Here is a 20,304-nt window from a genome sequence, read left to right as displayed (position 1 = left end):
ATGCGTTGGAGCGAATTCCATTTTCTTGAATCTCCAACCCGAGACATGGAAATTATCCGTGTCGAAGTGATTAAACCAGCCGGACGGTATCGGAAATTCAAACCTTTATGGTTAGCTTGGTTGGGTAAGACAATGCCGACATTAGATGAACTCTGGCACAAATACCTACGCCGTTTCGCTCTAGAACATTGGTATCGATTTGCAAAGCAAAGGTTACATTGGACACAGCCTCAATTGAGTTCTACTCAGGCAGCAGAGCGATGGAGTGACCTAATGCCCCTGCTAACTTGGCAACTCTGGCTCGCTAGAGTTGCTTGTATTGATTCCCCATTGCCTTGGCAGTCAACTCAAGATAAACTATCTCCAGGGCGTGTGGCACAAGCATTTCCCCTCATTTTAGCTGCTATTGGCACTCCTGCCGAACCCCCCAAAACCCGTGGTAAATCACCTGGTCGCATCCCAGGACATCAACCATCCCCTCGTCCAACTTATCCCACTGTCAAAAAACGCGCATCTAAAAAACCCAAAACCGAAGAATCACTTAACAAAGCTGACTCAACTGCTGCTTAGTTTCGGCTGATTTTCTCATGATTCAACTTGACTCAGTTTCTGCAAGAAGTTGGGTAACTTTGTCTTGCTGTTCTCTTAATTGCTGGTTGAATCCAAATTAGTCCAAACTCCAGAATTAAGGTGCAAGAATTTATCTCTTCTAACCGTATTAAAGTTACTATTCCAAAAGCTGTGGCTGTACAATTGTTTAGCAACTTAGAAGAACAAGAAGGAAGAAAGTCTGAGGACATTTCAGTTGCGTATCCTACACAAAACACATCTGTAATCGTGCATACCATAGTAGGTTTAGCTGATGATTCAGTCAGGGTGAGACGAAATCGCATCGAATTGAGACGCAACAAAAATAAATGGGAAATTGTCTGGGTAGGTCGGCAATACAAGTGTCAACCAAATCGAGGTCATCAAGATTGGTCTGGCAGCCTTTGCTCATAATCGGGTTAAATGAGCAGTGATTCCGAAAGTTACGCACAAGGAATTAAGGGCAAGGTTATCTATACGGGGAGATATAGCATAACGATGAAAAAAACCTCTGAACTTTCCTTAACCTTCAGAGATATAATTCCCCACATTCACATTGGCCAATGCTATTACAACGCCTTCCTTGTGGCTGACGTTTATCCTCTAATTGAATATGTGGAAGGCCGGGTATTTAACGGCCTAGCCGTTCAATAGTCAAAGTAGGTGCGAAATGGGGATAAGTAAAATTTACCATTTTTCCCTATTCACGCAACAACGCCGTCCGAGGGAATTATTATCGAGGTTTACCACAGTTTTCCAAGTAGTTATCAAAGCGATTTTCTACTGTTTTGAGCGAACTATCTTCATCTAAATAACGTACTTGAAAATTAATAACTACAACATCGCCCGAATCATATCCCAAAATTCGATCAAGAAATTCGGTAGGAGGAACTTCATAACCGCCGCCGGGATTGACGGAACAGCATTCTGGATACAATGCTATATATTCATCGAAGCTTTTATACTTGATGTGAGCAAGATTATATCCACCGAAGCTTTTATCCAAGACGTGCTTGGGATCTGGGGCGTTGTCCAGAGGTAATGTATCCCGGCTATTTTGGTAATCGAATACTGCTCTAATTTTTTCTTCATTACTTAGGTAACGCATTTCTGCAAAACAGAAGCCAGAATAGTTTAAACCAAAATAAACAAAAAGAATTAGCAGCACGCCACCGACAAATAAAAACCTTTTCAATATCAGACCTCAATGCTTGTGAGCCTCAGTTTTTTGAAGTACCTGGCGATCGCTAACAGCCCGAAACCCAGCTTTTCATAAGTGCAACGTGCCGGGGCATGGCCTTTCTTGGGTATCCGCTGAGATACGCGGTGGCCACCCAAGAAAGGGACGAATAAAATCTGTAACTATGTTAATTATTTTACGCTTATTATCAAAAATGAATTGCAGATAAAGTATTGCAGACATCCCATTCCCGTCGACGGGAATGACAAGAAACGTAAGAACAAGCGTTTGAGCCATTAAGAGTTTGATAAAAGCGCTAAAAAGAAGAATGTTTCCGTTGCAGAGAGGGCAAATATCTGTTTAAAAATCTTGTAGTGCTATAATCGTGAAAATATAGCACTACAAAAATATGGCATTTCTGCGAAGACGGCTTCAGAACGGGACTATGATCGCATTCCACACCAACGATTCTTTGAGCCAATAGTAACGCTTTGGGCGTTTTTGTATCAGATTTTAGATACTGATAAAAGTTGGAACTGAGACATTAGCTAATCTTGTTTTCGATGCGTGGGTTAAAGGGTTTGGAGTACGACGTTATCAATATTTAGGTTGAGATCACTAATTAGGTTGAGATCACTAAAACCACTCCTGACTACAATTTCATCAAAAGACGTAATGATTCCAGCGCCAGAATCAACAGCTCTTACAAGAAAACCATCAATTGATGCAGTTATTCGAACTCTTTGTGAATCTAAGCGTCTGATAGTCAGGACTGCTGTATGACGTGCTGTGTCGTCAATTGTTGGTACAGAGCTAGTTGATATTAACGAAAGACCTCCAAAACCACCAGTAACACTATCTCTACTGTTAAAGTTTTCTCTAGCAAGTTCTAGATTGCTGGTACCAGCTAGACCAACTACTACAAAATACCCACCGTCATCTTCCACAGGAGTGCCACTGCCGACAAGTGAAGCCAAAATATTAGCCGTTACAGGAGTAAATGCAGAGTTGTAGGCATCACCGTGCCAAAACGGGAAAATTGTACGCTAAGGCTGAAATCCTTGCTATGACTGTGTTTAATGAACGAGAGCGCTAAAATTGACAGTACACAATACGCAAGTACAAAGTATGAGTAATCGTTTTCAAAAGCCATGCCCTGACCGTATAGATGCTGGTAATGCTGGCAGAACTCTTAGAAACATTAATTCCACTCCACAGCAAAAAGCTGATGCTGGGTTTCTTCTAAACCAATGTAAACAATGTGGGGGGTGTTAAAAATTTTAGAGCAAATGGCATACCTCTATTTATCACTCTTGACTCGCTAATGTCTTTCCAGATGGTGCAGAGTAGTATCAATACTCTGCACCATCAAACAAATAACAGCCCAAATCCTTACATACAGGTACTTTCAGCCTTAGCGTACAAAAAACCTTTTTTGGGTGCGACACGATGGCGCACGAAGGGCTGGAAGCCTCTATATATAAAGCTTCCAAAAGATGAGCGAGGAACCGATTCCTCCAGTCTGGTGTCCAAGACTGTTCCTAACCTTCCCATGCACCACTGGTAACGGCGGTGTATGAAGCGGAAAGTAAAGCCCAAGGGAGCATTTAGCCTAAAAATGTAACCGGGCAAAGGAAAGATTGGATGGGTGAATGTAAATGAATCCTTGTTGAGGCATCGTAAGAATTGGTCATCGAAAAGGCTGACACGGTGATATGAGTGAAAGCGCTGAATACCCCAAAAATATTCAGTAAAGGTTCAACCCCTCAATGCAAGTTGAACTGGGGCACCAAACACTCCGGTGTAGAAAGGACACCCTACCCAATTAAATCTCATCCGTGCGTAACGTAGTAACCCCAATGAAGTCTGGGATTTACCCAGTAAGCAATCCGTAAGGAAAGCTGAATTCTTCAGTGGGTCAAGGATGCTTCCAAAAGCGAATGCCACCAGCCGAAAGGCAAGGGAAATCCATAACCCGGTGGATAAGGCAGATGTCCAACCTGAAAGGGTGCTGACGGGAAGCAGGTGAGTCAACCTCACATCCGTTGTAATGATTTCAAACCGAGGTGTAAGTTAGATGCAGGCAACTGTAAACCGAACCAAGGGACAGACTGATTGGAATTGTGTCAACTGGCGCAAAGCCAATCGGATTGTTCGGAATTTGAGACAGCGAATCTTTAGGGCAAAAACTGAGGGCAAACTGAAAAAGGTACGCTCTCTCCAGAAACTGATGCTACGCAGCTATTCTAATCGCCTTGTTAGCGTTAGAAAAGTGACGCAGTATAACAGAGGTCGAAACACACCAGGAATAGATAAAGTAGTAGTAAAAACTGCTACAGCCAGGGGTCAGTTAGTAGATAAATTAACTGATTACTCCCCCTGGAAATCATCACCAGCACGACGAATTTACATCCCAAAAGCTAATGGGAAGAAACGACCTTTAGGAATTCCAGTAATACAAGACCGTACCATCCAGGCAATGGTTAAAAATGCCCTAGAACCCGAATGGGAAGCAATTTTTGAAAGGTCTAGTTACGGCTTTCGTCCAGGACGTAGCCCCCATGATGCTATTGCCAGTATCTATAACCTAGCCCGACCGAATAAACGGAAGAAATGGGTCGTAGATGCAGACATTCAAGGATGTTTTGACAACATTTCACATAATTTTCTGTTAGAGCGATTAATAGGCTTTCCAGCCCGTGAATTAATTAAACAATGGCTACTAGCAGGATATATGGAAGCGGGTTCATGGCATCCTACAGATGCAGGTACACCGCAAGGGTCTGTTGTCAGCCCGTTGTTAGCAAATATAGCTTTGCACGGTATGGAAAAAGCCTTGGGAGTTAAATATAACAAGGACGCAGAACTACGTGCAGCAAGAGCCTTGGTGAGATACGCCGATGATTTTGTAGTGTTCTGTGAAACACTTGAAGATACAAAAACTGTTGTTCAAATCCTTAATGATTGGATGCAAGTCAGGGGGCTTACCCTCTCCCAGGAAAAAACCAAAATATCGCATCTCACAGAAGGGTTTGACTTTTTGGGTTTCAATATCAGACACTACAAAGACCAAACCACAAAGACTGGATGGAAGCTGTTAATTAAACCTAGTAAAAAGTCTGTGCTAAATATTCGGAGTAAACTGCGTTCTGAATGGCTTAACTGTAGAGGTAAGTCAGCAGATGCAGTCATTAAAAAGCTCAATCCGATTATTCGGGGACAAGCGAATTACTTCCGAGTTGGAGTATCCTCAAAAATTTTCAATTCTCTTGACCACTGGTTATATGAGAAACAGAAAAAGTATGCCAAACGCACTCATCGAAATAAATCTGATAGCTGGCGTAAGGCTAAGTACTGGAGAAATCTAAATCTTGATAGACCATTTGACCGATGGGTTTTTGGTAATAAACAAACCGGAGCCTATATGTTAAAATTTGCTTGGTTCAAGATTGAAAGGCACATTCTTGTTAAAGGTAAATCATCACCTGATGACCCCAAATTAAGGGACTACTGGATTAAGCGGCAAGAAGTTAAAACTAAATCCGAATTAATCAAAAGTAGGCAGAAGATAGCCCAAAGGCAACAATATGTCTGTCCTGTATGCGGGGAATCCCTATTAAATGATGAGGAGTTACATCTTCATCATAAAAAGCCAAAATCTCAGGGCGGTGATGACAATTACGGCAACCTACAACTCGTACATCTGTACTGTCATCAGCAAATACATTCTGGAACAATTTGTAGTCTATGACTTGCTTGAGCCGGATGCGTTGCAAGGCGCAAGTCCGGTTCTGAGGGGGCGGGATTATAGCGATATAGTCCTGCTACCCGACCACGGTGATGCCTTGTATAGACCAAAACGTAAACCACCTGCGCGAAAAGCAGGAAATTGACTAGAGGTTGTGGAGGTACTAGGTTTAGTAGTAAAACGAAAATCAAAGCTTAAATAAAGCGTATCGCCTGGTTCACTTCCTAAACTAACGGGGGCGAAAGTTCCAAGCGCAAGGTGAGGGGGAATAAAACCAGGATTGTTAGTAGTAAAAGAGGGAGTGTCAAGGTTTAAAGCTTTTCCACTTCCAAGAGTTGGATCTTCAACTACGCTTAATTGAATTCGAGAAGGAGTTGAAACTGTTCCAGAAAAATTTGATGAAATTCCAAACCAGGAAATATCTAACGGATCAGCACCATTGGTAAAGCCACCGTCGGCAAAAGTATCGTTAACAACAGCTTGAGCATTGACGTTTTCACTGAAACTAGTTCCTACAGTAAGGAGCAGGGCAGATGAAAGAAGTACTTTAAGGTATTTGTTCAGCACCGTTTTATCACTCTAGTATGCTGTTAGTAACTATATACTGAAGATTGCAGCGTTACACAACTAAATTTTTATATACGTGTAATAACTTAATAAACGTAGGCGTATTGTTAGTGCAAGCCTAAGTAATGGGCTTTTCCCCGTAAGCTTCAAACAGAAGCAAAAGTGTATTATTTTTACAAGACTTTACATAATGAAATGCTCAATTTCACTACTGAGAACTAAATTCTATTTGAGTTACACGCGATCACTGCCTGGAGGATCTATACTCATACCGCAAGCCGCAGTGTACTGTGGTGATATCAAAATCGCTATCGGTTGTTTAAATCTTCACGCTTCCAAGGATCAGTTTCTACCTCCCGCAGCGATCGCACGGTGATTGGATGAATTCGCAATTGCGATGTTGAGTCCCCGTCCACAGAAGTGATGTTAATCAAATCCAGTAATTCTTGTGGATTCATCGCAGGATTTTCGTGAATGCAGTCCATTAAAGAACCTGCAAATTTTCGTTGACGTTGCTGCCAATCATGGGGGTATGCTCGATCTAAAAACCATTCCCATTTTGATGTTTCGGACAATATGTGTTCGGCAATCTCTAACTCCGATTCTGCCTCTACGATGATAAACGAACTGTCATACACGCCTTCATCGATTACACAAGTAACTAAAAACAACATAGTGTTACATAACTCTAACAGTAAAAAGAATCAAATCCCAACTCTCTAGCAATAAGTAATTGAGTTAAGTAATTGAGTTACTTATTATTCTAGATCAATTTCCTCAAACGCCTGCTCTAGAAGGACTCGGAGAATTTCAGCTTTTTTCCTACCAGTGCGATTCGCAAGATTAGTCAGTTTAGAGTGCATTTCTGGAGATAGATCCAGACTGACGCGAATGGGTTTTTCTCTTGGTATAGATTGCTGAGTTAATTTCTCTAATAAATCATTAGATTGCTTCTCAGCTTTTTTAGCCGCGCCAGTAGTTTTTTTATTCGGTTCGTCTTCAGGAAAAATGAACTTAGCGGTATCATCGTCTAGCTTTTTTCGTTTAATATTCATTTTAGTAATCCCAATATCTCTTTGCACAATTGCTCAAATTCTTGAGCCGAATCTTCTGCTTTTTTCATTTCAAAAATGCTGCATTGCTGAGTAAAGCAATCGGCAATGGCTTGCTTATTGTGGATCACAGTTTTGAGTAACTTAACGTCGGGAATTTGACTGAGCAATGATAATGCCTCTTCTTTCAGCCTCGTCCCTTTAGAAGCGCGAGAGAGGAATACTGCTGCTATTGGCCGCCCCCCAGTTATTTTTTGCGCGGACTTGATTAGCCTTATTGCCTCTGAAGCAGAATGTAGATCCAACCCAGTCGGTTGGATTGGAGTTACCGAAACATCCGATAAACACAAAATCGCTCGTGTTGATTCGGTCGTGTTTGGCGCACCATCGACAACTACAAACTGGAATTGTTCAGCAAGCTCTGGCAATCTCTCTATTAATTCGTTAGCGTCAGTAATCTTCGATGTCGGGATTTGACTAGACAGCAGGGACATCCATGTTGCTCCACTGCTTTGCGGGTCTGCATCAACAAAGTGTATTTTCTTGCGCTTGCGGTGCAGCCAAGAGGCTAGATGCACTGCCCCAACTGTTTTTCCGCACCCCCCTTTCTGATTGCAAAACGAAATAATGGGCATTTACTTAACTCAATTACTGAACTGAGATAAGTATAATCCTAGCTACCGAAGGATGCCACTGTGATTTTTTGCAGTTGGTTCTTCACATACAAAAAATCAGCACCTTCCTTCAAGATGGAAAAGGCTGCTGATAATTTACTTATTTACTTAACTTAATTGAGTAGAAATGATAAAAAATCCGGTTTGTGGCATTCCCCCAAAGGGGAAAGTTGTTTCCTTATCATTGAATCAAAATTTAGAGGTGTGGGGGTACTTGAGGTACGATCGCTTTGTTTCCCCCATAACCAGAGACAAGCGATCGCTGAAATGCAAATCCATTAATACTCACTTCTGGGAGATAATCTACTGGAAAAGTAATTCCCAATGATGACCTTGGAACCCGATCAGCTAAACCTATTCCCATCTGTAACGCCTACACCAGCACGTAGATCAGAACCACTGGTGATGAGCCTTAAGGCGCTGCTTCGGTGGAAATCTCAGCTTTTTGACTATCAGCAGATAGCAAGGGAAAGTCAGCCACCACAGCAGACGGCATTATTTGACCTACAAAGAACGCATTGTGACCCAGACGCGATAGACCCCTTCAGTTTACCGCTCCAATCAATGGCATTTTATCGGATGCCAACAGATGCGGGTAGCGCCGCTATTTATTTTGTGAGCGATAATGCGATGCCCTTGCTTTTATATATTGGTGAAACTTGCCGTTCTGGTAGACGCTGGAAAGGTGAGCATGGATGCAAGCAATATCTAGATAGTTACCATTCACTGCATCATCATTATGGGCTACAAAGAGAAGTGAGCATCGCTTTTTGGTGGGATGCCCCTGTGCAGAGAAAGCCCAGGCAGCAACTAGAGCTTGCACTAATTCAAAAATTTCAGACACCATTTAACAAGGAGAACTGGGAGCGCTGGGGGCAACCGTTTGGGTAAATTTTTTTTGTGACGATAGAGATAGCTAAAAGCCCATTCATCTCATAACTGGGCTTTTTTGTATGCGATCACTCTTTTTTCCTCTAGGAATTGGGGGAGCGATCGCACTAATCATTGAACGTCTATCACCTCAGTAAGTAGTGCGTGAGGTGGAAATCCTTCTCGTAATAGTTGGTGTTCATTCATGAAATCGTTGTCTAGGATTCCATAGCATTTAGTCTTTTGGGCTATTTCCCTTACAAAATCATCGGTGAAGACTACTCCAAAATAAGCACTACCTTTAAACCGCTCACCTATCCAAGTTGGATCAATTAATTCTCCATCATTATTTACTAGCCAAGCATGGGATACAGCTATATCAATATCCTCACTAATAGCAAATCCCTCACAATAGTTTAGGTTTGGATACCTCAACAATCCTTTTAAGCAGTTTTCAAAGCAAGCTTTACGTTCACCTTTAAATGGTGATTTAACTTGAGTCAAAAAAGGTTTACCATAATCCAAAACTAGCCTTTGTGTACTTTTGTATTGAAAGTCAGAACGTGTGTTAAGTTTATCAATCAAGTCTGCTTGTTCTTTTAATATTGCCAACAGACGGTCTAAGTTACTGCTCATTATTTAAATACTTATTTGCTAATTCTTCAGTCAACTTATTTTTGGTATTTAAATATTAAACCACCAATACTTATGTAATCCTCTCAGTTTTGAATTTGCATTACTATGTTCATCCGCCCATGTTAGTGTACTATCATCACCACAAACATAACCAGAGCCACCAAATTTACTCTGACCCTCATCTATTATTTCCATCATCACTTTAATAATTGTTCTTTCACTTATAGAAATTTCATAATGCTCTAAAAGTAAGTTTTTAACATCTTTAGCGCAAACACCATCAAAAAACCTTGGCTTTTCATTAAGAATATTAATAATTAGATTTTTTAGCTTTTCTGCTTTCACTGTCTTAAAATCCCTGTTGTTCTAAAATCTTTAGTTTTTCTAACTTCCGATTTAGAAGTGCTGCATCAGTTTCAGGTTCAGCATTATCATCTACTGTGCGTTCCTCTTCCAGCCATTTTAACAGTTCGGCTTTTGGACGAAATGACATTATAGGGCGCTTCTGATTGTAATTTTCTTGAGCTTGGTAAAGTACATCACGATTGGCTTCATTCCATCGCTGCTGATTAGACTTAGCTTTATACTGGCTTTGTGAAAACTCTGGCATAACTTCAATTTTGAGATAGCCTCCTTGACTTTTGAAGTGCCAGCGACTATCGTAATGTTCAAAATGTTTTTTTGCACCCCGTTCAGTCTTCCAGCGCTTGCACCAATGTAAATCTGTGTTGGTAAAAGCATATTCAGTATCACAGCTAAATGTGTATAGCCAACCTAAAGGCTTATCTTCTTTGGTATAGCAACGGTATCCGTAGTACATATAAGGTTCATCACAGACTTAAGCTTTTTTTCAGTAACTTTGATAAAAGTATTTCTCTCACAGCTAACTTAATTTCATCTGCTGTTTTACCAATTGGGTTATTGTCTGGTGGTAATTCAAAAAACTCAGATGTCCAATAGCTGTTTTTAGTTTCTCGCTCGTACTTTTCTACTTCTTTGTAGGAACCAATGCAAATTTTCTCTTCTGTAAAGTACAGTCTGACTTTTCCCTCTTCATTTGGCTCAAACATAAAACTTAACCTCAATTAATGAAATACCTGAATTTTTAGTTAATAGTTAATAGGTTTTTCTTCATTAGACAAAACTAATATTTCTTGCAACCCTGCAACTTGTCCTTTTTCATCAAATTTTGCATACCAAGACTTTTTACCATGAGGATTTAGTTGAGGGGAAAGTTCACCCTTTTCTTGTTCATGGCGTTCAATCAGTTCGCACAGATTCATTACCTCTGGTGTGGCATCTGGTATTTCATCACTCAATAATAGCCGTTTAGCTTGAATAGCTATTGCTCTTAAGCTTTCGTTTTCTTGCTGCAAATACTCTTGTTTATTCATAATTGACCTCTAGTTATTGCTGAGTTAACCATTAGTATTCATTTTTTAGTCAAGTTAAAAATTCAACTCAAGTACGGCTTAAATTTTTGATGTAAATCCTCATTAGATACACTAGTCCACTCCTTTACCTTTTTCCAAGCTTTATTAAAGATTTCTTGGGATTTGTCACCATTAGTTTGTGCATAAAAAACACAAATATTATTCATACCATTTCTACAAAAAGCTGTATTGGAAGGCATAGTTTGAGGTAAAGCAAAAGCAGATATTGTTACTTCGTCACGAAATGAGTTTTGTTTCTGCTCAATTGACCATTGAGGTTCTTCGCCTTTTTTTCACCGAGTTTCGCGTGGAAAGATACGCCAATCTGTTACCTCAAGAACAACACGATATTTTTTTCCGTGAAATGTATGTTTAAAACTATGAACCATAAGAATTTAGTTAATAGGTTCGTGTTCGCTGACATATTTTTTGATAATTTGCTCTATTTCTGATTCCATCACATCCATGTGACCATCAACATCAGCATACCAGCCGTATTGGTTAAGTACAGCGATCGACTTTTATTCAGAAATATTTTAGTTAATCGGGTTGTTTTCGCTTACATATTGCTTAATTAATATTCTAATTTCTGATTCCAAAGTATCCATGTGTCCATGCTCATCAGCATACCAACCATATTTATTGAGTATTTTTATGACAGCTTCTACTGCTTCTTGAACAGCAAGTTGACCTTGACCTTCAGGAGTAGCAAGATATGCTTTATATTCTTCTTCTTTCTTCTGCTTAAATGCTAATGATTTATCTATAATTGCCTGTGCTTTTTCTACCGAGCAAAGAAATGTCGCGTCAATTATTTCTATTCCTACCTCATATCCTTTTGGGTTGTAGCGTTTACCGTTTTTTAACGTGACATACCCAGTGGGAGAAACTTTAGCTATTTCTTCAATTTTGGCTTTAGCTCCTCTATTATCATCGTGATAAAATACGCCTATTTTTTGATTAGATGTTAGTTTTGTGGTGTCCATCAATTAAAGTTGTAAATATTTATTTGAAGAGTTGTAATTATGTCAGATTAGCTCATTTTTTTTTACTTCTTCTTCATCTACTACCTCTTCTACACTTTCAACCTTCCAATCAGGTGGTTCTCCAGACAATGCAGATTGTGCCGCCTCATCCTTATTTTCAGCAGTCACCTTTATCTCAAAATATTCTTTCCTTGATACCTTTACAACAAAATTTTTCATATAGCAGTCCTTAATTTTGGTGTCAATTAGTAGGATTATTGGTCACGACATCAAACTCAGTTCCAACAGTGCTTCACTTCGGGTTAACAACTTGCCAGTGTAGGGAGATAGCCAACACACCCCTGGCGGCTGCGCGTTGTCTTCCTTACGCCATCCAGCACTGAGTAATGTCTTCTCCTTGCGATCACACTCCATAACCAAAGCAATAATTTCTTTTGCTTCTGTCAGCGTATCCACCCGCCGCAGGTTACTTTGATGGTAGTTCCTTTGAAACGGAGTTGCCCCGCTTCTATCTTCAATCAACCACCCCAAACTTGTGTTACTCCGTCCGGGTATACCGTTGGAATAGTAAGTATTGCGGACATAAAACCTACCATCAGGAGTAAGATATTCACCTGCTTCGATACGTTGCAGTTTCATGATGGTTTTAATGGGGATAGTCAGAATGTGCGATCGCTTACTCTTAATATTCTACATAGTAAACTATGTATTTACAAGCTGATGAAATTGTATTCATGGCAATCGCGGTTGAGTTGGTAGACCCAACCGCCTGTTACTTCTTGAATTGTTACTGCACCAATGTAGTGGCGAATGTGCATTGCAGTGTCGATATTGCCCCAGATAGGGTTTAGCATCGTTGCATCGGTTTGCAGGTATGCACCGCTATCATTTTTGATTACATAGGGGTAAGCCGTGTACATAACTTTTTTATTAACTCTTTATTTCTTGTTTGCTGGGCAAGATGGTGCGATGTATTAACCAAATTCATATTTGCCATTAATTTCATCGTCTGTCATCATGATGATTCTTTTCCACCCATTACTAGAACAGGCTCAATCCAGACTAATTTTCTTTGCTGCCTGCCTTCTCCGTAAGGCTGATTGCGTAAGAAGCCTCTACGCCAATGGACACTCTTAGAGCCATGTGTACCGCTACTGCCTTCACTACTTTGCGTTCCTTCACGCTTGAGTCGATATCCAAGTCCAAGCCAAAGTGGTTGATAAAAATCTTGCGCTTGCGCTTTGCCAAAACCTTTATTTACCCTAACTATTTCGCTTGTTGAATCTACAAGTTCAGGGCGGCACTCCATTATCAAAATTAATCGTAGTAAAATTGAGTGCAAATATTCATTAAATCCTTTGACTACTTTGGGATCAATATCTTCAGAATCGGTATAGGTAAGTTTTTGGGCATCAAGTTTAAATCTGCGGCAAAAGAAACTAGACCTATCGGTTGCTGTCCAATAAAGGATACCAGCTTCACTATCGTAATGCCAAAAAACAGCATCAACGCTCTTATTTTCAGGAGAAAGAATTACTCCTTTGGGCAGCATAAACATTCCCGTTTTCATTGCCCAATTTAAACTGTCAATTTCAACAGTTAAACTGGAGTTTGGACTAAAAGCTCAGGCTCAGAAAAAATTACTTAGAGAATCACAGATAAACAAATAGACAATAGTACTGAACTGAAGACTAAAGAGTTTAAAGAAAAACAGTCAGTAGTAACACTGACTGCTGTAGAGTCAATGAATGTAATCAATAAATCATTGACGTGATGATCCTGACACAATTAGAAGAATTCCGGCAAGCAATCTACGATTGTTTAGGTAAAGCGAAAGATGCCGTATTTGAACTGATGGATGCAGTATTGACCAGCCCAAGCATTCAATCATTTGTAAGCTTGTCCCAAAGTCCAGTATTTCGGAGGCAATGGCCGAGTATATATGCAGCACTGCATGATAGTCGCCCACAGAAAAGAAAGTTGCTGAATTTACTGATAGAGGAGGTAAAAACAGAAGCACAACCATTTTTAGCAGGAGATCATACCTTTTGGCCAAGACCAGACGCCAAGACACTCAAGGAAAGAACTTTTCATGGGGAGAGAGGAGTTGGTGTAGGTATTGGACAAAGTTACAGTACGTTAGCTTGGATACCAGAGGCAGATGGGAGTTGGGCATTGCCATTAAGACATGAACGGATCACCAGCTTTGAAACGCCAACGAGTAGGGCAGCATTTCAACTAAAACTTGTAAGTCGGCAACTAGAAAAAAGACCGCTTGCTGCTTATGACCGAGGCTACGGCAACGCCAAATTTGTCCAAGCCACGGAGAAAATTGATGCAGACCTGTTGTTGCGTTTAGCATCTAACCGATGTGTATGGGGTACACCCGGTACTTACAAAGGACGAGGCGCACCTTGTAAGCATGGTCATAAGTTTAAGCTCAATGACCCCCAAACTTGGCCCGTGGCAACTGAAACTTTAGAAGTTGAAGACCTAAAATTCGGTCAAGTTAAAGTAATGCGTTGGAGCGGATTTCATTTCCTTCAATCCCCAAATCGAGCAATGGAAATCATTCGCGTCGAGGTCATCAAACCAGTTGGACGCAATCGTAAGTTCCAACCCTTATGGCTAGCTTGGTTGGGTCAGACAATGCCTCCATTAGACGATCTCTGGCAAAAATACCTTCGCCGCTTTGCTCTAGAGCATTGGTATCGATTTGCCAAGCAGAGATTATATTGGACACATCCTCAATTTGGTTCTACGCAGGCAGCAGAGCGATGGAGTGACCTGATGCCATTGTTAACTTGGCAATTATGGCTGGCTAGACTTGCCTGTATTGATTCCCCCTTGCCCTGGCAATCGACTCAGGATAAACTGTCTCCAGGACGTGTAGCACAAGCCTTTCCCCTAATTTTAGCCACTATTGGCACTCCTGCTCAACCCCCGAAAACTCGCGGTAAATCACCTGGCCGTGCCCAAGGGCATCAGCCACCTTCGCGTAAGCGTTATCCTACTGTCAAAAAACACGCATCTAAAAAACCTAAAACCGAAGAATCACTTAACAAAGCTGACTCAACTGCTGCTTAGTTTCGGGTGATTTTCTCATGATTCAACTTGACTCAGTTTCTCCAGGAAGTTGGGTAACTTTGTCTTGCTGTTCTCTTAATTGCTGGTTGAATCCAAATTAGTCCAAACTCCAGGTTAAAACCGATTGCAGTAATGCTTCGAGTAAATCTTTGTTCACCCAATAAGCAGGACATTTAGCTTGACCTACTTTAAACAAGGTGTACAGGGTGATGTACATCGATTCTGCGGGATTAGTCCTTAATTGGCGCAGTAGCTTTTGTTCCTCCGCAGAGTAGTAAATATCGGCAACAATACCGCACATCTTTTCATAGCTTTCGTAACCGTCTACATGAACAACGGGACGAATAACAATTTCATTAAACCAACCTCTAGGTTTTTTGCTCATGCAGCACGCCTTGAAAACTCTTCACGATGCCATTGTAGTGAATCAAGTCTAGGATAATACTGTTCCTGGGCGGGTAAGATAATGCGATCGCCCCTAAATTCTCGCATCGGTCTAGCGTTGGGCGATTCCTCTCGCAGGTTGTCAGCAACAATGATGGTGTAATCCTCATCAATGGTGAACCAAAAGCGGTCAAATGCCCAGTGATGATTTTTGCACAGTGACAGCCCGTTATCAATGCGGTCGTCGTAGAACTGGGAGAATGGTTTGATGTGCGACCCGTCCACAATGTTCTGACCGAGTGAGTCGAGTATTTGCAACCCGCAAAAGGCACAGCGTTGATTGTAAGTTGAGACTACAATTTTACGGAAAGCTCCATCTCGCACAATTACAGCTTGTTCATCTTCTAATTCTTCTGGTTGGTAGACCTTGCCACCAGTGCGTTGCAACTGGTCTTGTAGTTCAGCAAAGGCGTTGACTTGCAATAATGACTCGATATCCTGTGTACGCTCGTTAAACCATGAATTAATTAGTGTGTGGGTTAGTACAGTGCGATTGCTCTCGTTTTGCAGCAGTGACCAGAGTTCATCATCAAGGTAAGCATACTCTACAGTTTGCCTGATGGTGCTGGGAGTTCTGATTTTCACCTTGGCAGCAATCAGTGATTCAAACCCCAGTTTCATCTCAAAATACCAGAAACCGTCACTGATGAGGTGGTAAAAAGGTAAGCCTATATCCGGCTTGCGTACTGGTTCTAAGTGGCTCCACAGTTTGAGAAATGTGGCGATGAGTTCAGCAGATAGAGGAATTTGGTTTCTCACTATTTGCCCAGTAGTTATCATTTCAATGATAGATAAAAGCAAAATCGGTTTATTGGGCGCACCAGGGCTAACATTTAAGCCTAGCTTCCCAACAACAGACTTTGGAGAAAATTTCTTAACGTAGTAAGCTAAATCTTTGGCCATTCGCAGTTATGAGAGAATATCGCTGTACACGTAACGCATTATACTTACACAACTGCACTGGGCGCGATGACCTTAGAGAACGCCAGGGTCATTATATCTGGGCTGAAAGCGAAGAAGAAGCTTGGGAGAAAATGGCAACTAGGTTTCCTGAAGAAGCAGAGGCAGGCTTTACAGTCCAAGAATGGGAAAGTTTTGATGTCACTGTGGTAGAAATCAAACGGGATGAAAACGGGAATACTATAGAGTAGCCTTTTTAACCCTTGCTATGTCATCGGGAAGCAAAATCATCAGTACAATTCTCAAGCACGATACAAAAGCTACAAGCTACAAAATTGCCTTGCTGCGTGCGATTAATGATGTTGTCCTCAGCTTCCCTGATTTGCGGAACCTAAGAGCAGACGTAGCAGTTCCTTTGCGTTTACTAGCACAGTTTTGGGTGGCTTACTATTGGCCGTTTGTCAAACCCCGCGAACCTATCTTGCAAGGGCAACGAGCAACACTGAACGGTCAATTGCGAAATGATATGTCGTTTCGTCCTCAGTTAGAGAAACTACGCTGTGAATGGGAATCAATTGTTGGCGGAACCTCAAGCCCTAGCGATGGCTTTTTCCTCATCAACGAGTTGAGAGTCCCGCGAAAATATCTTGCCTACTCCAAACCGTTACGTCAAGTCTACCAAGCTGCCCTCACTGCCATTAGTAAAGCAATTGAAATGCCTGTTAGATATGCAGGGTTTGGTCACTGGAGTGTGTTTGATAAACCTTTAAAGTATGCAGAACTTAGCACTCAAGTTGTAGCAATTCCAGGTACTAAACCAGAAGACAAATGCTTAGTAATTCAAGCCGATCTGTGGCACACTTTTGGGGAGATGTCATTGTGGATTGAAGCACTTTGTATTCATGAATGGTGCTTGTTTACTGAAAAAGTCCAACAAGAAAATCACACTAAAGTGCATCGAGGTTTTATTTATCAGCTGCTAACAGATAGACCAGACAACCGCAGACCTTTGAGTTGGGAACGCAACCATGTTGATGTACTGTTGATGTCAGGAACAGAGTTTGTTTGCCCTTGGACACAAAAGCACATTTGTTATGGTATCAGGTATGATTTAGACCACCTTTTACCTGTATCTCTCTATCCGATTAACGAACTTTGGAACTTAGTACCTGCTGACCCTAATTTCAATTCACACACCAAGCGCGATCGCTTACCGTCTCAGGCAAAATTACATCTGGCTCAACCTCATTTAGAGTTAGCTTACAGAAACTACATCACATCAGGTTCACTCTCGCTAGCACTTAAAGAAGATGTGGCTATCAGATTTTCTACTGTCTTTGGTGATACCGCTTCTTTTCCTGGTGTACTATCAACTGCTGTTGTTGACCTCATTAATATCTTTGCTGAGTCTCGCAATCTAGCTCGTTTTTGACAATATGGCAATAACATATCAAAGTTCAGTTTTCAGAAGTAGTAGAGTTAGGCTTTACCGTCATAAGGATGCCATTCGGCTTAATGTTACTCTGGTAGAGGTTGGTTAAAAGGAGATGGTATTCCTCACGGAATCTTTCACCCTCAAGACTTTATAGATGTCATCTACACTGGTCAACCTATAGACTTAGAGGTGCTGTCACCAACGCTTTTTGAAATACTGAAAAATTCGACTGATCACAAAGGTAAGCGCTCGCCTACCTAATTAACGTTTATGAAACTTCCAAAAGTCTACAATTACAACGATAACATTAGACGAATTACCGTAAATATTGAATTCAACCTAGATTACTCATGTATAATCTCGTGTATATCTGAAGAATTTGAGGCTTATCACACAGAGAGTTTAGATGATTTTTTAGATGATTTAACACCTCAAAAACTTATAAAATACCTCAAGAGGAACCTTAAAGAAAAGGGTGAAGAAACTTTTTTTAATTGGGATAAAGAGATAGCCAATGATCCCAGAGTCAACGAACTCATTGATAAATGCTTCCCAGGATTACGAGAGAGTTATATCACCACGCATTGATAAAGACGGCAGAATTGACCGATGGACTGATGGTTTCTTCGATGAATGGGAAAACAGTTTAATAGTTTTATTAGAACCTGCAAAATCATAACTCGCTTCTGTTGCAAGCTGCTATCGCTCATCATAACCCATATATAAAGTTTCCTCGCTTGAATTATGTTGCTTTAACTGTGACCTTGAAGAGTGCTGTCTCCAAACGACTGGTAAATTCAACAGGAGCAATTGCTTAATTTTCTCTCTTGATTGGGGGGCGCGTAGCTTGCCGCCGTAGGCAGTAGGCATCGCCTAACACCTAAAATACTGCTATGGTCAATCACTACCAGATTGCTTTATAGGAAAAGTTATGAATGAGACTTTAGCAGCCACACTAGGGGAATTACAAGCACAAATATATTGGTTACATGATGCTGAGGAGTTTACAGAATTGGCATTAGCAGCAGCTACTATATATATGAAACTTGGTTATACTCAACAGCAGGCAGAAACGGCGGGTAACTTAATTAGTCAGGCTTATCAATTAGCGGATGATGCTGCTTTAGCCCAGAAAGCAGGTAATTTTGACAAAGAAATGCAGTTTTATTATCAAGCTAAAGATAAATTAACCCAAGTAGAAACTACATTAGTTTATCAAACCAGCATTGCCATACATCAAATAAAATGGTGGATGTATTTTCGTCATAAACAAAAATTACAAACTATTATTCACTTATTTTTACAACATTTTAAAGCGGTAGGGTTGATTAACTTACTTACTGCTATTAAACTTACATATTTTCTAATGGAAATAGGCAGAGTTCACAAATCGCGTGACATCGAAACCACCAAACATAATGCTATAAAATACTGGACAGAATTATTGAAAATCAAACCGCCACAATATCCTTATCTTGGTTAAATTGCTTATTTTTAGCCTTGAGCGCGATTGGTAAACTACGCATCCTTAACTTTTCCTCTCTTGATGGAGAGAGCGATCGCTTTCCTCGCTTGAATGAAGGATAAACACAATCAAATTACTGCCACTTTACCTAATACTGTCTCCAAACGGCTGGTAAATTCTGAGGAGCGATCGCTTGTCAGAATCAACTGCTCAATCGCCCGTGTCATCGCCACATACAATAGTCGCGCTTCTTCTTCTGGTGTACCGTGACTGTACTGGTCAGGCATAAAACCAATACCGGGAATAAGCACCACTGGAAACTCTAGCCCTTTGCTGGAGTACATGGTTATGAGTTTGATGCTTTGTTCGTCCGGGTTATAGTTGCGGCTATCACTGCTGGCGTTGACCCACTCTATTGGGATTTGGGCTTGTTGGAAGTCGTTGTAGATGCGATCGCCTCAGCTTCTCCCATAACTAAAGAGCGATGTCTGCGGTGTGCTGTTCGGTGATGCACCCTTTCTTGCTCAAAGTCCTCAAATATCATTCCCGTTTTGGGAATGACTTTGTGAATGTGTCCCAATACTCGTTTTTAAATCACAACTACAACCGTTGCAATCGCGCATAAGTTAATTATCAAAAAATAAGTTTTCTTTTTTATAGTACATTTGTACTATAATATGATTGCATATCTCAAATAAAAAATTGAGGAATAAATATGACCAAACGTCGTAAGATTCAACGCAACCAAAAGAATGGATTTGACCCCAAACCCATGACACCACAACAAGAGACTCTCAACCTCAAAATCATCCAACGGTACAACCTTTTTGCACAACAAGAGGCAGTCTCAATGGGGTTTCTACCCACTACAGGAACTGAATGCCTTTGGGGTGTTCTTGTAGATTTCAAAGCTGGACGTAGTGACAAAAAGCGTTTTAAATGGTTTGAGCAAATGGTCAACAAGTGCAAGTGCGATCCCGAACATTTAGACAAATTGTACGAATCGATTCGCTCAAAACTGGCAATGTACGATCAATTAATGGATAGCGAATGCAAACGTTTAGGAATTTAAATGCTAAATTGCATTCCCATTTAGTCAAACTATAATTACTTAAAAATAAATCTGTAAAGCTAGTTCATCCTTAGTTAATATTTACACTCAACTGAGGATGAATTAGATTTTTATGATGCTTTGGATTTAAATGACACTTTTGTGCAAGCATTAGGCGATAAAATACT

At 40.7% G+C, this 20,304-nt stretch carries 33 protein-coding genes and 1 pseudogene; 11 read left to right on the top strand and 23 right to left on the bottom strand.

Translation table 11 applies throughout. The annotated features are described in order from the left end of the window. Together H6G96_RS32155 and H6G96_RS32150 are read left to right on the top strand one after the other, a co-directional pair. A pseudogene (locus tag H6G96_RS32155) lies at window positions 1-570 on the top strand (transposase); the annotation flags it as partial. Between the two features lie 120 nt (window positions 571-690). Further along, the gene (locus H6G96_RS32150) at window positions 691-1,002 is read left to right on the top strand and encodes a hypothetical protein (protein ID WP_190917226.1); all 312 of its coding nucleotides are present in this window, start codon (window positions 691-693) and stop codon (window positions 1,000-1,002) included. A gap of 319 nt (window positions 1,003-1,321) precedes the next feature. Here H6G96_RS32150 and H6G96_RS32145 read toward each other — a convergent pair whose 3' ends face one another. The 3 genes from H6G96_RS32145 to H6G96_RS32135 form a co-directional block, all read right to left on the bottom strand. Next, window positions 1,322-1,783 carry a hypothetical protein gene (locus H6G96_RS32145; RefSeq protein WP_190917223.1) on the bottom strand — a complete coding sequence of 154 codons (462 nt, stop codon included), beginning with the start codon at window positions 1,781-1,783 and terminating at the stop codon, window positions 1,322-1,324. Between the two features lie 557 nt (window positions 1,784-2,340). Then, window positions 2,341-2,745 (bottom strand): hypothetical protein, encoded by a 405-nt coding sequence (locus H6G96_RS32140; RefSeq protein ID WP_190917221.1) that lies wholly within the window; start codon window positions 2,743-2,745, stop codon window positions 2,341-2,343. 781 nt (window positions 2,746-3,526) lie between these two features. Further along, window positions 3,527-3,802: a hypothetical protein gene (locus H6G96_RS32135; RefSeq protein WP_190917219.1), complete on the bottom strand. Its 276-nt coding sequence runs from the start codon at window positions 3,800-3,802 to the stop codon at window positions 3,527-3,529. Between the two features lie 43 nt (window positions 3,803-3,845). Between H6G96_RS32135 and ltrA the strand changes: the two genes are divergently transcribed. Beyond that, entirely contained in the window at window positions 3,846-5,519 is a 1,674-nt protein-coding gene (gene ltrA / locus H6G96_RS32130) for a group II intron reverse transcriptase/maturase (RefSeq protein ID WP_190917217.1), read from the top strand. A gap of 54 nt (window positions 5,520-5,573) precedes the next feature. Here the strand turns inward: ltrA and H6G96_RS32125 are convergent, their stop codons facing one another. The 5 genes from H6G96_RS32125 to H6G96_RS42550 form a co-directional block, all read right to left on the bottom strand. Beyond that, window positions 5,574-6,083: a hypothetical protein gene (locus H6G96_RS32125; RefSeq protein WP_190917215.1), complete on the bottom strand. Its 510-nt coding sequence runs from the start codon at window positions 6,081-6,083 to the stop codon at window positions 5,574-5,576. Between the two features lie 308 nt (window positions 6,084-6,391). Further along, a complete protein-coding gene (locus tag H6G96_RS32120) occupies window positions 6,392-6,757 on the bottom strand; it encodes a hypothetical protein (RefSeq protein WP_190917213.1) in 366 nt (121 codons plus the stop codon). Between the two features lie 84 nt (window positions 6,758-6,841). Beyond that, window positions 6,842-7,138 carry a hypothetical protein gene (locus H6G96_RS32115; protein ID WP_190917211.1) on the bottom strand — a complete coding sequence of 99 codons (297 nt, stop codon included), beginning with the start codon at window positions 7,136-7,138 and terminating at the stop codon, window positions 6,842-6,844. Next, a complete protein-coding gene (locus H6G96_RS32110; protein ID WP_190917209.1) occupies window positions 7,135-7,770 on the bottom strand; it encodes an AAA family ATPase in 636 nt (211 codons plus the stop codon). The genes H6G96_RS32115 and H6G96_RS32110 overlap by 4 nt, the downstream gene beginning before the upstream one ends. A gap of 235 nt (window positions 7,771-8,005) precedes the next feature. Next, the gene (locus H6G96_RS42550; RefSeq protein ID WP_277933001.1) at window positions 8,006-8,134 is read right to left on the bottom strand and encodes a hypothetical protein; all 129 of its coding nucleotides are present in this window, start codon (window positions 8,132-8,134) and stop codon (window positions 8,006-8,008) included. Between H6G96_RS42550 and H6G96_RS32105 the strand changes: the two genes are divergently transcribed. After that, complete coding sequence (locus H6G96_RS32105; protein ID WP_190917207.1) at window positions 8,134-8,700, top strand: GIY-YIG nuclease family protein; 567 nt, start codon at window positions 8,134-8,136, stop codon at window positions 8,698-8,700. The genes H6G96_RS42550 and H6G96_RS32105 overlap by 1 nt on opposite strands. 111 nt (window positions 8,701-8,811) lie before the next feature. On the opposite strand, the gene H6G96_RS32100 is transcribed toward H6G96_RS32105, so the two are convergent. From H6G96_RS32100 to H6G96_RS32055, 10 genes are all read right to left on the bottom strand, one after another. After that, window positions 8,812-9,315 carry a hypothetical protein gene (locus H6G96_RS32100; RefSeq protein WP_190917205.1) on the bottom strand — a complete coding sequence of 168 codons (504 nt, stop codon included), beginning with the start codon at window positions 9,313-9,315 and terminating at the stop codon, window positions 8,812-8,814. A gap of 48 nt (window positions 9,316-9,363) precedes the next feature. After that, window positions 9,364-9,660 (bottom strand): hypothetical protein, encoded by a 297-nt coding sequence (locus tag H6G96_RS32095; protein WP_190917203.1) that lies wholly within the window; start codon window positions 9,658-9,660, stop codon window positions 9,364-9,366. Window positions 9,661-9,664: 4 nt separating this feature from the next. Further along, window positions 9,665-10,135, bottom strand: a complete 471-nt coding sequence (locus tag H6G96_RS32090) for a hypothetical protein (RefSeq protein WP_190917201.1) — start codon at window positions 10,133-10,135, stop codon at window positions 9,665-9,667. A gap of 10 nt (window positions 10,136-10,145) precedes the next feature. Then, window positions 10,146-10,385 (bottom strand): hypothetical protein, encoded by a 240-nt coding sequence (locus H6G96_RS32085; protein WP_190917199.1) that lies wholly within the window; start codon window positions 10,383-10,385, stop codon window positions 10,146-10,148. A gap of 39 nt (window positions 10,386-10,424) precedes the next feature. Continuing rightward, window positions 10,425-10,709 (bottom strand): hypothetical protein, encoded by a 285-nt coding sequence (locus H6G96_RS32080; protein WP_190917197.1) that lies wholly within the window; start codon window positions 10,707-10,709, stop codon window positions 10,425-10,427. A gap of 575 nt (window positions 10,710-11,284) precedes the next feature. Then, on the bottom strand, window positions 11,285-11,734 hold the full coding sequence (locus tag H6G96_RS32075; protein ID WP_190917195.1) for a hypothetical protein: 450 nt from the start codon (window positions 11,732-11,734) through the stop codon (window positions 11,285-11,287). A 42-nt stretch (window positions 11,735-11,776) separates the two neighbouring features. Continuing rightward, the gene (locus tag H6G96_RS32070; RefSeq protein ID WP_190917193.1) at window positions 11,777-11,953 is read right to left on the bottom strand and encodes a hypothetical protein; all 177 of its coding nucleotides are present in this window, start codon (window positions 11,951-11,953) and stop codon (window positions 11,777-11,779) included. Window positions 11,954-11,995: 42 nt separating this feature from the next. Continuing rightward, window positions 11,996-12,373, bottom strand: a complete 378-nt coding sequence (locus H6G96_RS32065; protein WP_190917191.1) for a hypothetical protein — start codon at window positions 12,371-12,373, stop codon at window positions 11,996-11,998. 71 nt (window positions 12,374-12,444) lie between these two features. Beyond that, entirely contained in the window at window positions 12,445-12,654 is a 210-nt protein-coding gene (locus H6G96_RS32060) for a hypothetical protein (RefSeq protein WP_190917189.1), read from the bottom strand. 95 nt (window positions 12,655-12,749) lie between these two features. Then, entirely contained in the window at window positions 12,750-13,286 is a 537-nt protein-coding gene (locus tag H6G96_RS32055) for a hypothetical protein (RefSeq protein WP_190917187.1), read from the bottom strand. A 221-nt stretch (window positions 13,287-13,507) separates the two neighbouring features. Between H6G96_RS32055 and H6G96_RS32050 the strand changes: the two genes are divergently transcribed. Beyond that, a complete protein-coding gene (locus H6G96_RS32050; protein ID WP_190917185.1) occupies window positions 13,508-14,821 on the top strand; it encodes an NF041680 family putative transposase in 1,314 nt (437 codons plus the stop codon). Between the two features lie 97 nt (window positions 14,822-14,918). Here H6G96_RS32050 and H6G96_RS32045 read toward each other — a convergent pair whose 3' ends face one another. Further along, the gene (locus H6G96_RS32045; RefSeq protein WP_190917183.1) at window positions 14,919-15,206 is read right to left on the bottom strand and encodes a hypothetical protein; all 288 of its coding nucleotides are present in this window, start codon (window positions 15,204-15,206) and stop codon (window positions 14,919-14,921) included. Then, a complete protein-coding gene (locus H6G96_RS32040) occupies window positions 15,203-16,168 on the bottom strand; it encodes an HNH endonuclease (RefSeq protein ID WP_190917182.1) in 966 nt (321 codons plus the stop codon). The genes H6G96_RS32045 and H6G96_RS32040 overlap by 4 nt, the downstream gene beginning before the upstream one ends. Before the next feature lie 8 nt (window positions 16,169-16,176). On the opposite strand from H6G96_RS32040, the gene H6G96_RS32035 reads away from it, so the two are divergent. The 4 genes from H6G96_RS32035 to H6G96_RS32025 all read left to right on the top strand — a co-directional run bounded on the left by H6G96_RS32035 (window position 16,177) and on the right by H6G96_RS32025 (window position 18,279). After that, the gene (locus H6G96_RS32035) at window positions 16,177-16,416 is read left to right on the top strand and encodes a hypothetical protein (RefSeq protein ID WP_190917180.1); all 240 of its coding nucleotides are present in this window, start codon (window positions 16,177-16,179) and stop codon (window positions 16,414-16,416) included. A gap of 17 nt (window positions 16,417-16,433) precedes the next feature. Beyond that, on the top strand, window positions 16,434-17,597 hold the full coding sequence (locus H6G96_RS32030; RefSeq protein ID WP_190917178.1) for an HNH endonuclease domain-containing protein: 1,164 nt from the start codon (window positions 16,434-16,436) through the stop codon (window positions 17,595-17,597). 273 nt (window positions 17,598-17,870) lie between these two features. Continuing rightward, window positions 17,871-18,188: a hypothetical protein gene (locus tag H6G96_RS40945; protein WP_206757684.1), complete on the top strand. Its 318-nt coding sequence runs from the start codon at window positions 17,871-17,873 to the stop codon at window positions 18,186-18,188. Then, the gene (locus H6G96_RS32025) at window positions 18,115-18,279 is read left to right on the top strand and encodes a DUF3696 domain-containing protein (protein ID WP_242063480.1); all 165 of its coding nucleotides are present in this window, start codon (window positions 18,115-18,117) and stop codon (window positions 18,277-18,279) included. Before H6G96_RS40945 ends, H6G96_RS32025 begins: the two co-directional genes overlap by 74 nt. Window positions 18,280-18,299: 20 nt before the next feature. Here H6G96_RS32025 and H6G96_RS32020 read toward each other — a convergent pair whose 3' ends face one another. Beyond that, window positions 18,300-18,470 (bottom strand): hypothetical protein, encoded by a 171-nt coding sequence (locus tag H6G96_RS32020; RefSeq protein WP_190917176.1) that lies wholly within the window; start codon window positions 18,468-18,470, stop codon window positions 18,300-18,302. A 61-nt stretch (window positions 18,471-18,531) separates the two neighbouring features. Here H6G96_RS32020 and H6G96_RS32015 point away from each other — a divergent pair, with 61 nt between their 5' ends. Continuing rightward, the gene (locus tag H6G96_RS32015) at window positions 18,532-19,083 is read left to right on the top strand and encodes a hypothetical protein (RefSeq protein ID WP_190917174.1); all 552 of its coding nucleotides are present in this window, start codon (window positions 18,532-18,534) and stop codon (window positions 19,081-19,083) included. Between the two features lie 110 nt (window positions 19,084-19,193). On the opposite strand, the gene H6G96_RS32010 is transcribed toward H6G96_RS32015, so the two are convergent. Together H6G96_RS32010 and H6G96_RS42545 are read right to left on the bottom strand one after the other, a co-directional pair. Next, window positions 19,194-19,481, bottom strand: a complete 288-nt coding sequence (locus tag H6G96_RS32010; RefSeq protein WP_347242301.1) for a 3'-5' exonuclease — start codon at window positions 19,479-19,481, stop codon at window positions 19,194-19,196. After that, complete coding sequence (locus tag H6G96_RS42545) at window positions 19,478-19,609, bottom strand: hypothetical protein (RefSeq protein WP_277933000.1); 132 nt, start codon at window positions 19,607-19,609, stop codon at window positions 19,478-19,480. Before H6G96_RS42545 ends, H6G96_RS32010 begins: the two co-directional genes overlap by 4 nt. A 171-nt stretch (window positions 19,610-19,780) precedes the next feature. On the opposite strand from H6G96_RS42545, the gene H6G96_RS32005 reads away from it, so the two are divergent. After that, window positions 19,781-20,137: a hypothetical protein gene (locus H6G96_RS32005; protein ID WP_190917172.1), complete on the top strand. Its 357-nt coding sequence runs from the start codon at window positions 19,781-19,783 to the stop codon at window positions 20,135-20,137. The last annotated feature ends 167 nt before the right edge of the window (window positions 20,138-20,304 follow it).

Source organism: Nostoc sp. FACHB-892, assembly GCF_014698795.1.
GTDB lineage: Bacteria > Cyanobacteriota > Cyanobacteriia > Cyanobacteriales > Nostocaceae > Nostoc.
The sequence above is the reverse complement of the archived record's forward strand: the minus strand, read 5'-3'. Positions and strand labels throughout refer to the sequence as shown.

Excerpts from the sequence above, each read along its gene's own strand:
- ltrA (WP_190917217.1), top strand. The coding sequence starts at position 3,846 with ATGCAGGCAACTGTAAACCGAACCAAGGGACAGACTGATTGGAATTGT.
- H6G96_RS32120 (WP_190917213.1), bottom strand. The coding sequence starts at position 6,757 with ATGTTGTTTTTAGTTACTTGTGTAATCGATGAAGGCGTGTATGACAGT.
- H6G96_RS32115 (WP_190917211.1), bottom strand. The coding sequence starts at position 7,138 with ATGAATATTAAACGAAAAAAGCTAGACGATGATACCGCTAAGTTCATT.
- H6G96_RS32110 (WP_190917209.1), bottom strand. The coding sequence starts at position 7,770 with ATGCCCATTATTTCGTTTTGCAATCAGAAAGGGGGGTGCGGAAAAACA.
- H6G96_RS32105 (WP_190917207.1), top strand. The coding sequence starts at position 8,134 with ATGATGACCTTGGAACCCGATCAGCTAAACCTATTCCCATCTGTAACG.
- H6G96_RS32100 (WP_190917205.1), bottom strand. The coding sequence starts at position 9,315 with ATGAGCAGTAACTTAGACCGTCTGTTGGCAATATTAAAAGAACAAGCA.
- H6G96_RS32090 (WP_190917201.1), bottom strand. The coding sequence starts at position 10,135 with ATGTACTACGGATACCGTTGCTATACCAAAGAAGATAAGCCTTTAGGT.
- H6G96_RS32085 (WP_190917199.1), bottom strand. The coding sequence starts at position 10,385 with ATGTTTGAGCCAAATGAAGAGGGAAAAGTCAGACTGTACTTTACAGAA.
- H6G96_RS32080 (WP_190917197.1), bottom strand. The coding sequence starts at position 10,709 with ATGAATAAACAAGAGTATTTGCAGCAAGAAAACGAAAGCTTAAGAGCA.
- H6G96_RS32075 (WP_190917195.1), bottom strand. The coding sequence starts at position 11,734 with ATGGACACCACAAAACTAACATCTAATCAAAAAATAGGCGTATTTTAT.
- H6G96_RS32070 (WP_190917193.1), bottom strand. The coding sequence starts at position 11,953 with ATGAAAAATTTTGTTGTAAAGGTATCAAGGAAAGAATATTTTGAGATA.
- H6G96_RS32065 (WP_190917191.1), bottom strand. The coding sequence starts at position 12,373 with ATGAAACTGCAACGTATCGAAGCAGGTGAATATCTTACTCCTGATGGT.
- H6G96_RS32060 (WP_190917189.1), bottom strand. The coding sequence starts at position 12,654 with ATGTACACGGCTTACCCCTATGTAATCAAAAATGATAGCGGTGCATAC.
- H6G96_RS32055 (WP_190917187.1), bottom strand. The coding sequence starts at position 13,286 with ATGCTGCCCAAAGGAGTAATTCTTTCTCCTGAAAATAAGAGCGTTGAT.
- H6G96_RS32050 (WP_190917185.1), top strand. The coding sequence starts at position 13,508 with ATGATCCTGACACAATTAGAAGAATTCCGGCAAGCAATCTACGATTGT.
- H6G96_RS32045 (WP_190917183.1), bottom strand. The coding sequence starts at position 15,206 with ATGAGCAAAAAACCTAGAGGTTGGTTTAATGAAATTGTTATTCGTCCC.
- H6G96_RS32040 (WP_190917182.1), bottom strand. The coding sequence starts at position 16,168 with ATGGCCAAAGATTTAGCTTACTACGTTAAGAAATTTTCTCCAAAGTCT.
- H6G96_RS32035 (WP_190917180.1), top strand. The coding sequence starts at position 16,177 with ATGAGAGAATATCGCTGTACACGTAACGCATTATACTTACACAACTGC.
- H6G96_RS32030 (WP_190917178.1), top strand. The coding sequence starts at position 16,434 with ATGTCATCGGGAAGCAAAATCATCAGTACAATTCTCAAGCACGATACA.
- H6G96_RS40945 (WP_206757684.1), top strand. The coding sequence starts at position 17,871 with ATGAAACTTCCAAAAGTCTACAATTACAACGATAACATTAGACGAATT.
- H6G96_RS32025 (WP_242063480.1), top strand. The coding sequence starts at position 18,115 with ATGATCCCAGAGTCAACGAACTCATTGATAAATGCTTCCCAGGATTAC.
- H6G96_RS32020 (WP_190917176.1), bottom strand. The coding sequence starts at position 18,470 with ATGCCTACTGCCTACGGCGGCAAGCTACGCGCCCCCCAATCAAGAGAG.
- H6G96_RS32015 (WP_190917174.1), top strand. The coding sequence starts at position 18,532 with ATGAATGAGACTTTAGCAGCCACACTAGGGGAATTACAAGCACAAATA.
- H6G96_RS42545 (WP_277933000.1), bottom strand. The coding sequence starts at position 19,609 with ATGATATTTGAGGACTTTGAGCAAGAAAGGGTGCATCACCGAACAGCA.
- H6G96_RS32005 (WP_190917172.1), top strand. The coding sequence starts at position 19,781 with ATGACCAAACGTCGTAAGATTCAACGCAACCAAAAGAATGGATTTGAC.